Annotated in this window: 8 protein-coding genes; 5 read left to right on the top strand and 3 right to left on the bottom strand. The window is 67.5% G+C overall.

Features of this window, described 5'->3' with window-relative positions:
• The coding region (locus tag ABS88_RS17455; protein WP_286750223.1) for an acyl-CoA carboxylase subunit beta at positions 1-1213 on the top strand (1213 nt) is incomplete at its 5' end.
• A 35-nt stretch (positions 1214-1248) separates the two neighbouring features.
• On the opposite strand, the gene ABS88_RS17450 is transcribed toward ABS88_RS17455, so the two are convergent.
• Positions 1249-2043, bottom strand: coding sequence for an SDR family oxidoreductase (locus ABS88_RS17450; protein ID WP_286750222.1), 795 nt, complete (start codon positions 2041-2043; stop codon positions 1249-1251).
• A gap of 170 nt (positions 2044-2213) precedes the next feature.
• Between ABS88_RS17450 and ABS88_RS17445 the strand changes: the two genes are divergently transcribed.
• The 3 genes from ABS88_RS17445 to ABS88_RS17435 all read left to right on the top strand — a co-directional run bounded on the left by ABS88_RS17445 (position 2214) and on the right by ABS88_RS17435 (position 6107).
• Positions 2214-2480: a hypothetical protein gene (locus ABS88_RS17445; protein WP_067106142.1), complete on the top strand. Its 267-nt coding sequence runs from the start codon at positions 2214-2216 to the stop codon at positions 2478-2480.
• A 104-nt stretch (positions 2481-2584) separates the two neighbouring features.
• Positions 2585-5320, top strand: a complete 2736-nt coding sequence (gene secA, locus ABS88_RS17440) for a preprotein translocase subunit SecA (protein ID WP_286750221.1) — start codon at positions 2585-2587, stop codon at positions 5318-5320.
• A 55-nt stretch (positions 5321-5375) separates the two neighbouring features.
• Positions 5376-6107, top strand: a complete 732-nt coding sequence (locus ABS88_RS17435) for a proteasome-type protease (RefSeq protein ID WP_067106147.1) — start codon at positions 5376-5378, stop codon at positions 6105-6107.
• Between the two features lie 72 nt (positions 6108-6179).
• Here ABS88_RS17435 and acs read toward each other — a convergent pair whose 3' ends face one another.
• Positions 6180-8144, bottom strand: coding sequence for an acetate--CoA ligase (gene acs, locus ABS88_RS17430; RefSeq protein WP_286750220.1), 1965 nt, complete (start codon positions 8142-8144; stop codon positions 6180-6182).
• 168 nt (positions 8145-8312) lie between these two features.
• Here acs and amaB point away from each other — a divergent pair, with 168 nt between their 5' ends.
• Positions 8313-9842: an L-piperidine-6-carboxylate dehydrogenase gene (amaB, locus tag ABS88_RS17425; RefSeq protein ID WP_286750219.1), complete on the top strand. Its 1530-nt coding sequence runs from the start codon at positions 8313-8315 to the stop codon at positions 9840-9842.
• A gap of 124 nt (positions 9843-9966) precedes the next feature.
• On the opposite strand, the gene ABS88_RS17420 is transcribed toward amaB, so the two are convergent.
• Entirely contained in the window at positions 9967-11469 is a 1503-nt protein-coding gene (locus ABS88_RS17420) for an acetyl-CoA acetyltransferase (protein WP_486571487.1), read from the bottom strand.
• Between the last annotated feature and the right edge of the window lies 1 nt (position 11470).

Here is an 11470-nt window from a genome sequence, read left to right as displayed (position 1 = left end):
GGCGCTGCACCGCAAGTTCATCCAGTGCGAGGCGATGGCGCACGAATATCGCCTGCCGCTGATCCGCATGATCGACGGCACCGGCGGCGGCGGGTCGGTCAAGACGCTGGAGGACATGGGCTATACCTATATCCCGCATGTGCCCGGCTGGGACCAGATCATCGCCAATCTCGATACCGTGCCGGTGGTCGCGCTCGCGCTGGGGCCGACGGCCGGGCTGGGCGCGGCGCGGGTCGTCGCGAGCCACTACAGCCTGATGGTGCGCGGCCTGTCGCAGCTTTTCGCGGCGGGGCCGGCGGTCGCGGCGGCGATCGGCGACACGCTCGACCGCGAGGAACTGGGCGGCAGCGACGTGCACACGCGCAACGGCGTCGTCGACGACGAGGTAGCGAGCGAGGCGGAGGCGTTCGCGCGCGCGCGTCGCTTCCTGTCCTATCTGCCGTCGTCGATCCACGATCGCGCCGTGCGGACGAAGAATCGCGACCCCGCGGGCCGGCGCGAGGAGGCGCTGCTGTCGGTCGTGCCGCGCGAGGCGAAGCAGGTCTATTCGATGCGGCGCATCGCCGAAGCCGTGTTCGACAAGGGCAGCGTCTTCGAAATGGGCGCGCGCTGGGGACGGGCGGTCATCACCGCCTTTGCCCGCCTCGACGGCTGGCCGGTCGCGGTGCTCGCCAGCGATCCCACCTATCTCGGCGGATCGTGGGACGCGAAGACGAGCGAGAAGGCGGAACGCTTCGTCAAGCTCGCCGACCAGTTCCATCTGCCGATCGTCCACCTCGTCGACAATCCGGGCTTCATGATCGGCGGCGAGGCCGAGCGGACGGGGACGATCCGCTATGGCGTGCAGGCGATGAACGCGATCTACCGCGCGTCGGTGCCGCTCGCGTCGGTGGTCGTGCGGCGCGCCTACGGCATCGCGGGGAGCGCGATGTCGAACGCCGAGCGCTTCCAGTACCGCTTCGCCTGGCCGTCGGGCGACTGGGGCAGCCTGCCGATCGAGGGCGGAGTCGAGGTCGCCTACAAGAGCGAGCTGGAAGCGGCCGAAGACCCGGCGGCGCATCTGGAGGCGATCCGCGAACGGCTCAACCGCGTACGCAGCCCGTTCCGCACCGCGGAGAAATTCGGGGTCGAGGACATCATCGACCCGCGCGACACGCGGCCCCTGCTGTGCGAGTTCGCGGAGCTCGCGTGGCGCGTGGTGGAGCGGGGCTAGGATCGTGACCTTAGGGACGGCGCGTCACGCTCGGCCTATCCCCCCAGACCGTCGACCTTCTTCGACTGCTTGACGATCAGGCCGGGGAACCAGCGGGCGATGCGGGCGAGACGCTTCGCCATCTTGCCCACCGTCACATGCACCCGGTCGCCGTGCACCGCGTCCCACGCCGCTTCGGCGACGCGTTCGACGGGCACGATCTCATATCCGTTCGCCGACAGGCGATTGCGCGCGGGCTCGTTGCTGTCGGCGCTGACCTGATCGAGCAGCGGGGTGTCGATAAAGCCCGGCATCAGCGAGCGGACCTCGATGCCGTGCTTCGCGAATTCGATATCGAGGGCCTCAGTGAGGCCGCGCACCGCGAATTTGGTCGCCGAATAGATGGCGAGCCCGCCGACGCCGTAGAAGCCCGATGCGGAGCCCGTGTTGAGGATCGTCGCCCCCGGCGTCGCGCGGAGCAGCGGCAGCGCCGCGTAGATGCCGTTGACGACGCCACCGAAGTTGATCGCGATCAGCCGGTCGGCCTCCTCGGGCGGCATGTCGATCAACTGGCCCCCCGTTCCGATGCCGGCATTGTTGAACAATACGTCGAGCCGGCCGCCGCTCGCCGCCGCGAAATCGGCAAGCGCCGCCCGCCACTGGTCGCGGTCGCGCACGTCCATGACGTGGCGCGACGAGGCGCCGTCGGGAAGCAGCGCCGCGGTTTCGTCGATCCCTTGCGCATTGACGTCTGCGATGCCGACGAACCAGCCCTGCGCGGCGAAATGTCGCGCGGTCGCCCGGCCGATCCCCGATCCGCCGCCGGTGATGAAAATCGCCTTCCTCGTCATCGCGCCCTCCCTGACATGTTTGTCAGCGAGGGATGGAGCGTCGGAAGCCCGCGCGTCAAGCGGCAATGCCGATCCCGGGGGTCAGGACCCTAGACGCGGCGGGGCTTTCACCCTATGTTCAGCGTCGCGTGCGCATAGGGGTGCGCGCTCAACCTGAAGAGGGGCGATTCTTGCGGTTATTGCTGACCCTTTTGGCCTTGCTGACCGGCCTCGCCGGTGCGGACCGGGCCGTGGCCGCGCCGCTGGCGCCCGCCACGATGGGGTCGCTCGTCCTGCTCGCCGATGTCGCGAGCCAGAGCGAGAATAACGACAAGGTCCGCCGTCCCGTCGACCCGACCCCGACCCGCCGCGCCTCCTGCGCCTGCCGCAAGGCGCCGCGCTCGTCGGCGCCGCATCTTCCCGGCCTGCTCGGCCGCATCGACCGGGCGCTCGAATAGCCTTTTTCGCGGGCCTTCGCGCCTGACGATCGACCAGCGGCCGCAATCAGCGGCCCGGCGGCGCACAAGCCGCCTCTTTCAGTTCATATACCAAGGAAATCGCCATGTTCGGCAGCTTCGCCAAAAGCCTTTTCGGTTCGTCCAACGACCGCTACGTCGCCTCGATTCGCAAGATCGTCACCGGGATCAACGCCTTCGAGCCCGCGATGGAGGCGCTCGACGACGACGGCCTGCGCGCGCAGACACAGAAATTCCGCGACCGGCTCGAAGCCGGCGAGACGCTCGACGATATCCTGCCCGAAGCCTTCGCCACTGTCCGCGAAGCGGCGAGGCGCAGGCTCGGCATGCGGCATTTCGACGTGCAGATGGTCGGCGGCATCGTCATCCACCGCGGCGAGATCGCCGAGATGGCGACCGGCGAGGGCAAGACGCTGATGGCGACGCTGCCCGTCTATCTGAACGCGCTCGAGGGCAAGGGCGTCCACGTCGTCACGGTCAACGACTATCTGGCCCGCCGAGACGCCGAATGGATGGCCGAGGTCTATGGCTTCCTTGGCCTCACCACCGGCGTCATCGTCCCGAACCTCAACGAGACGCAGCGGCGCGAAGCCTATAATTGCGACATCACCTATGCGACGAACAACGAACTGGGGTTCGACTATCTGCGCGACAACATGAAGTTCGACCGCACGCAGATGGTGCACCGCCCCTTCAACTTCGGCATCGTAGACGAGGTCGATTCGATCCTGATCGACGAGGCGCGCACGCCGCTGATCATCTCGGGCCCGACCGACGACAAGTCGGAACTCTACATCCGCGTCAACGAGGTGGTGAACCAGCTCGTCGAAGCCGATTACGAGAAGGACGAGAAGACCAAGTCGATCAGCCTGACCGAGGACGGCACCGAGCATGTCGAGCGGCTGCTCGAGGCCGCCGGGCTGCTCCAGGGCAGCAACCTCTATGACATCGAGAACACTCAGGTCGTCCATCACGTCAACCAGGCGCTGAAGGCGATCCAGATGTTCCGCCGCGACACCGACTATATCGTCAAGGACGACAAGGTCGTCATCATCGACGAGTTCACCGGCCGCATGATGGACGGGCGCCGCTGGTCCGATGGCTTGCACCAGGCGGTCGAGGCGAAGGAAGGGGTCAAGATCGAGCCCGAGAACCAGACGCTCGCGTCGATCACCTTCCAGAATTATTTCCGCATGTATCCGAAGCTCGCGGGCATGACCGGCACCGCGGCGACCGAGGCGGCCGAATTCTTCGAAATCTACAAGATGAACGTCGTCACCATCCCGACCAACCGCCCGATCGCGAGGGCCGACGAGGAGGACGAGTTCTACAAGAACATCACCGACAAGTTCGGCGCCATCGCGCGTACGATCCGCGAGGCGAACGAGCGTGGCCAGCCGGTGCTGGTCGGCACGGTGTCGATCGAGAAGTCGGAACTGCTCTCCTCCTTCCTCGAAAAGGAGGGCGTCGCGCACAGCGTGCTCAACGCGCGCTTCCACGAGAGCGAGGCCAATATCGTCGCGCAGGCGGGGCGGCTGGGCGCCGTCACCATCGCGACCAACATGGCGGGCCGCGGCACCGACATCAAGCTGGGCGGCAACGAGGAATCGCGCATCGAGAACGAAGTGGGCGACATGCCTGCGGGGCCCGAGCGTGAGGCGGCCGAAGCGCGCATCCGCGAGGAGGTCGCCGCCGAACGCGAGGCGGTGAAGGCGGCGGGCGGGCTGTTCGTGCTCGGCACCGAACGCCATGAAAGCCGCCGCATCGACAACCAGCTGCGCGGCCGCTCGGGACGCCAGGGCGACCCCGGCCTGTCGAAATTCTACCTGTGCCTCGACGACGACCTGCTGCGCATCTTCGGCCCCGACACGCTGTTCGCCAAGATGATGAACAAGAATCTGGAGGACGGCGAGGCGATTGGGTCGAAATGGCTGTCGAAGGCGATCGAGACCGCGCAGAAGAAGGTCGAGGCGCGCAACTACGACATCCGCAAGCAGGTCGTCGAATATGACAACGTCATGAACGACCAGCGCAAGGTCATCTACGACCAGCGCGGCGAGATCATCGACAGCGACACGGTCGACGACGCGATGGACGCGATGCGCGCCGAAACGGTCAATTCGATCGTCGCCGACGCCTGCCCGCCCGGCAGCTATCCCGAGCAGTGGGACATCGCGCAGATGAAGGCGCGCATCGCCGACGTGCTCGAACTGACGCCGCCGCTCGAAGCGTGGATGGAAGAGGACGAGGTCGATCCCGAAATCTTCGAGGAGCGCATCCAGAAGATGGCCGAGGACGCCGCCGCCGCGAAGGCGGCGCAGGTCGACCCCGAAACGTGGCGCGGGATCGAGAAGTCGATCCTGCTCCAGACACTCGACCATCATTGGAAGGAGCATCTGTCGACGCTCGACGCGCTGCGCCAGGTCGTCTTCCTGCGCGCCTATGCGCAGAAGCAGCCGATCAACGAATATAAGCAGGAAGCCTTCGCGCTGTTCGAGCGCATGCTCCAGAACATCCGCGAGGATGTGACGCGCACCGTCGCGCGGATCGACTTCCAGTTCCAGGAGCCCGAGCCGCTGCCGCTGCCCGATCTCCCCGACTTCCTGACCACCCACATCGACCCCTTCACCGGCGAGGACAACAGCGCCGACATCGACGGCGGATCGCTCGGCGTGATCGCCGACACGCTGCCCCCGATGGCGGCGCCGCGTCCCGACCTGCCGGAAGGCGAGAATCCCTATGCGGCGATGGAGATCAGCCGCAACGCGCCCTGTCCCTGCGGGTCGGGCCGCAAATACAAGCATTGCCACGGGGCGCTTTGAGGCCGCGCGCGCCGCTGCCCTTGACGGCGGCGGCGGACCGGGCGAACCTCGGGCGATGACCTATTGCGTCGGCATGCGCCTGAACAAGGGACTGGTGTTCATGTCGGACACCCGCACCAACGCGGGTGTCGACGACATCTCGCAGGTCCGCAAGATGCGGAGCTGGCACGTTCCCGGCGAGCGCGTGATCACGCTGATGTCGGCGGGCAATCTGGCGACGACGCAGGGGGTCGTCAGCCTGCTCGACGAGCGGCTCAAGGCGCCCGGCGACCGGCACCCGCCGATCCTCACCGCGGCGTCGATGTTCGAGGTCGCGACGATCATCGGCGAGACGCTGCGCGGCATTGTGATGCGCTATGGCGCGGAGGGCCAGAACGCCGAATCGATCTTTCGCGCCTCGCTGATCGTCGGGGGGCAGATCCGCGGCGGCGAGCCGCGGCTGTTCCTGATCTATCCCGAGGGCAATTTCATCGAATCGGGCGAGGACAATCCCTTCTTCCAGATTGGCGAGACCAAATACGGCCGCCCGATGATCGTCCGCTCCTATCACCCCGCCATGGCGTTCGAGGATGCGGTGAAACTGCTGTGCGTCTCGTTCGATTCGACGATCCGCGCCAACGCCGGGGTCGACCTGCCGATCGACCTGAAGGTCCATGCGCGCGACGACTTCACCACCGTGCGCGAACGTCGCTTCGAACGCGGCGATCCCTATTACCAGAGCGTGTCCGACGGTTGGGCCGCGGCGTTGGGGCACGCGCTCGACACGCTGCCGGACTTTCATTTCTGACCACCGGCATTTCTGACGGCCAGCATTTCTGACGTTTGGCGCCGCGCCAGCTTTTGCCCGGGGGCGGCGAAGCTACCGGTTCCGCCGCTCCTCGATCAGCCCATCGACCAGGCTCGGGTCGGCGAGGGTCGAAGTGTCGCCGAGTGACCCGAAGTCGTTCTCCGCGATCTTGCGCAGGATGCGCCGCATGATCTTGCCCGAGCGCGTCTTGGGCAGCGCCGGGGTCAGGTGGATATGGTCGGGGGTCGCGATCGGGCCGATCTCGGTGCGCACCTGCTGCTTCAGCATGGCGACGATCTCGTCGGTCGGCTCGATGCCCGCGTTCAGCGTGACATAGGCGTAGATGCCCTGGCCCTTGATGTCGTGCGGGAAGCCGACGACCGCCGCCTCCGCCACCAGTTCGTGCAGCACCAGCGCGCTTTCGACCTCGGCGGTGCCCATGCGGTGTCCCGACACGTTGATGACGTCGTCGACGCGGCCGGTGATCCGCCAATAGCCTTCGGCGTCGCGGCGGCAGCCGTCGCCGGTGAAATATTTGCCCTTGTAGGTCGAGAAATAGGTCTGAACGAAGCGCTCGTGATCGCCATAGACGGTGCGCATCTGCCCCGGCCAGCTGTGCGTGATGCACAGATTGCCCTCGGCGACCCCGCCATCATGTTCGTCGGCGAGGACGTTGCCGTCGGCATCGACGAGTTGCGGGCGGACGCCGAAGAAGGGGCGCCCCGCGCTTCCCGGCTGCATCGGATGCGCGCCGGGCAGGGTGGTGATCATCGTGCCGCCGGTCTCGGTCTGCCACCAGGTGTCGACCACCGGCACGCGGCCCTTGCCGACGACGTCGTGATACCAGCGCCACGCCTCGGGGTTGATCGGCTCGCCGACGCTGCCCAGCAGGCGCAGCGACGACAGGTCGTGGCGCGTCACATAATCGTCGCCTTCGCGCATCAGCGCGCGAATCGCGGTCGGCGCGGTATAGAGGATGTCGACCTTGTGCTTGTCGACGACCTGCCAGAAGCGGTCGTGGTCGGGATAATTGGGAACGCCCTCGAACATCAGCGTTGTCGCGCCGTTCTGCAGCGGGCCGTAGACGACATAGCTGTGCCCGGTGACCCAGCCGATGTCGGCGGTGCACCAGAAGATCTCGCCGGGGCGATAGTCGAAGCCGTACCAGAAGGTCGATGCGATCCACACCGAATAGCCGCCGGTGGTGTGAAGCACGCCCTTGGGCTTGCCGGTCGAGCCCGAGGTATAGAGGATGAACAGCGGGTCCTCCGCCCCCATCGGCTCGCAGGGGCATTCGGCGCCGACGTCGGCCGACAGCGCGTCGTACCAATGGTCGCGGCCTTCCTTCATCGCGATGTCGCCGCCGGTGTGCGCGATGACGAGCACGCCCTTCACCGCGACGCGTTCGAGCGCCTTGTCGACATTGGCCTTCAGCGGAATGGTGCGGCCGCCGCGCAGCCCCTCGTCGGCGCAGATCACCCAGTCGCTGCCGCAATCCTCGATGCGGCCGTGGATCGCCTCGGGCGAGAAGCCGCCGAAGATGACGCTGTGGATTGCGCCGATCCGCGCGCAGGCGAGCATCGCCACCGCGCCTTCGGGGATCATCGGCATATAGATGGTGACGCGGTCGCCCTTGCGGACGCCCAGCTTCTTCAGCGTGTTCGCCATGCGGACGACGTCGGCGAGCAGCGCCGCATAGCTGATCGTCCGCGCCTCGCCGTCGGGGGCGTCGGGTTCGAAGATGATCGCGGTCCGGTCGCCGCGGCCCGCCGCGACATGGCGGTCGAGCGCATTGTGGCAGAGGTTGAGGACGCCGTCCTCATACCATTTGATGCTGACGGGATCGAACGACCAGTTGGCGATCTTCGTGGGCGGGGTGAACCAGTCGAGCCGTTCGGCCTCCTTCGCCCAGAAGGCATCGGGATCGGCGATGCTTTCGGCATAGAGCCGCTCGTAATCGGCGGCGCTGGTGTGCGTGTTCGCCGCTGCCGCGGGCGGGACCGGGACGAAGGGCTCGGAAGGGGGCAGTTCGGACATCCTTGATTCTCCCGATCTTTGGGCCTGCCCGTTGCCGGGGCGTTCGGCCGCGAATCCTTTTTCCTTCCTTATCCGTTCGCATCGAGCGAAGTCGAGATGCCTATCGCTTGCATTCGCCTTCGGGGTGTCTCGACTTCGCTCGACACGAACGGAGAGAGGGGTATTGGGATGGAAGGCGAAAGGCTGAAAGGATGGACGTTGGCCGGGATCACGGAAGAAACTGGACGCTTGCTCGACGCATTGGGTGTCGACCGTGCCGCATGGTCCGACGGTTCGATGCCGTCGCTGTCGCCGCTGACCGGCGAGCAGGTCGCGATGGTGCGCGTTTCCGGCGCGGCCGACATCGATGCGGCGCTGGACAGGGCGACCGCGGCATTCCGCGCGTGGAGCCGGGTCCCGGCGCCGCGGCGCGGCGAGCTGGTGCGGCTGTTCGGCGAGGAATTGCGCGCCGCGAAGGATAGCCTCGCTCGGCTGGTGACGATCGAGGCGGGCAAGATTCCGTCGGAGGGCGCGGGCGAGGTGCAGGAGATGATCGACATCTGCGACTTCGCGGTCGGGCTGTCGCGGCAGCTCTATGGCCTCACCATCGCGACCGAGCGCCCGGGGCACCGGATGATGGAGGTCTGGCACCCGCTCGGCGTCGTCGGCGTGATCTCGGCCTTCAATTTCCCGGTCGCGGTATGGGCGTGGAACGCCGCGCTGGCGCTGGTGTGCGGCAACAGCGTGGTGTGGAAGCCGTCCGAAAAGACGCCGCTCACCGCGCTGGCGACGCAGGCGATCTTCGAGCGCGCGCTGGCGCGTTTCGGCGAAGCGCCCGCGGGGCTGTCGCAGCTTCTGATCGGCGGGCGCGAGGCGGGCGAGGCGCTGGTCGACGACGCCCGCGTCGCGCTCGTTTCGGCGACCGGCTCGACGCGGATGGGCCGCGCGGTCGCGCCGCGGCTGGCCGGGCGCTTCGCGCGCGCGATCCTCGAACTCGGCGGCAACAACGGCGTGATCGTCGCGCCGTCGGCCGACCTCGACCTCGCGCTGCGCGGGGTGGCGTTCGGGGCGATGGGCACGGCGGGGCAGCGCTGCACGACGACGCGGCGGCTGTTCGTCCACGACAGCATCCATGACGCCTTCGTCGCGCGGTTGAAAGCCGCCTATGCGAGCGTCGCGGTCGGCAACCCGCTGGAAGGCGACGTGCTCGTCGGGCCGCTGATCGACCGGGCCGCGTTCGAGGCGATGCAGGCGGCGCTGGCCGCCGCGCGCGATGCGGGCGGCGTCGTCCATGGCGGGACGCGCGTCGGCGAGGGCGCGAGCTATTATGTCCGTCCGGCGCTGGTCGAGATGCCGGGGCAGGTCGGGCCGGTGCTGGAGGAGACTTTCGCACCGATCCTCTACGTGATGCGCTACGACGATCTGGACGCGGCGATCCGGCTGCACAACGCCGTCGCCGCGGGGCTGTCGTCGGCGATCTTCACACGCGACCTGACCGAGGCCGAGCGCTTCCTCGCCGCGAGCGACTGCGGCATCGCCAACGTCAATCTGGGGACGAGCGGGGCCGAGATCGGCGGCGCCTTCGGCGGCGAGAAAGAGACGGGCGGCGGCCGCGAGAGCGGGTCGGACAGCTGGAAGGCCTATATGCGCCGCGCGACGAACACGGTGAATTATTCGGACGCGCTGCCGCTTGCGCAGGGGGTGTCGTTCGAGATCTAGTTCCCCTCCCGCTTGCGGGAGGGGCAGCGAGGCTTGCGAACTCGTTCGCTAGCCGCAGCGGGGTGGGCGAATGCAACACCGCTGGTCCACCCCCGACCCCTCCCGCAAGCGGGAGGGGAGAGGATCAGTTCGCCCACCAGCCGAATCCCTCGTCCAGCGCCACGATCCGCCCTTCGGTGCCCACCGGTTCGTGCGTGCCGTCGGTCAGGAACGCCAGCATCGCCGCGTCGCGCACGTCGACATGCGCGAGCGTGCGCTGCCCTTCGGGCGTGCGCGCGACGACGACGCCCGCCCTGGGCGCGCCGTCGCGCCCGTAGAAGACCGTGTAGCTCTCGATCGTCGCCGGCCCCGCATAATCCTCGACCAGTTCGGGAACGGGGCCGCGCTTTTCCTCGGCTTCGGCCTGATAGTCGAAATCCTGCGGAAAGCGTGCCGCGGCGATCGGCCGGTTGCCCAGCACGATGCAATGATTGTCGGTCGCGAAACCGCCATTGGCGAACAGGAAGCCATAGCGGCCTTCGCGGCGCAGCTTGTCGACCATCGAGACGACCGCGTGGCTCATGTAATTGGCGATCGGGCCGCCGCCGAAGGTCAGGCCGCCGAACACGCTTGCGGGCCGGTCCCATGGCCAGCCGAGGACGCGCCGCGCCATCTTCGGCACGCAGGGGAAACAGCTGTAGAGTTCGACGCAGTCGAAATCCTCGACCGTCATACCGTTCAGGTCGAGCGTGCGGGCGATCGACGTCTCCATGCTGACGCTATGGTCGTAGCGGTCGCGCGCCAGAATGCTCGCGGGTTCCTTCGCGGCCGCGCCCATGCCGACATAGATCAGCCGGTCCTCGGCGATGCCGCGCCGCCGTGCCTCGGCAAGGCTGGCGACGAGGAAGCCCGCGCCCTGGTTCACCGACGAATTGGCGACCATCAGCTTCGAATAGGGAAAGGCGATCGGGCGGTTGCGTTCGTTCACGTCGAGGATGTCGGCGGGCGAGGCGGGCTTTCTTATCCACGCGCCGGGGTTTTCCGCCGCGACCTCGGAAAAGCGCGACCAGATTTCGGCGCTTTCGAACTGCGCGTCCTCGAGGCTTTCGCCCCACGCCGCGCGCGTCGCATTTTCATAGAGCGGATAGACGTCGACCGGCGCCGACAGGCCGTGCCTCTGGGCGTAGTTGGGCTCGCGCCGCGTCGCCACCTTGCGCACGGCATTATAGCTCTTGTCCTCGCCGCTCGCCGCCTTGGCGGCGCGGCCCGCGGCGGTGCGCAGCGCCTCGCCGCCGACGACGGCCGCCAGCTTGACCTCGCCCGCGCCGATGCGGTTCGCGGCCTCGTTGAGCAGGCGGATCGGCGTGTCGCCATGCGGCGCCGCCGACTGGTAGTTGATCGCGGGATTGGCGCCGATCGCCGCCGCGAGCGGTTCGCACAGCTTGCCGAGATGATGGAAGCTGATCTGGTCGACGATCGCGAGGCTGTCGATGTCGGCGAGCGGGACGCCGGCGTCCTGCGCCGCGACCTTCAGTGCCTCGACCATCAGGCCGAGCGAGTCGAGCCCCCGGTCGGGATCGTCGGGGCGGTCGTTAACCTGCCCGACGCCGATGATGACGGGAATGCGTTCGGGATCGGTCATGCTCATC

The organism is Sphingopyxis sp. SCN 67-31, assembly GCF_001725095.1.
The sequence above is the reverse complement of the archived record's forward strand: the minus strand, read 5'-3'. Positions and strand labels throughout refer to the sequence as shown.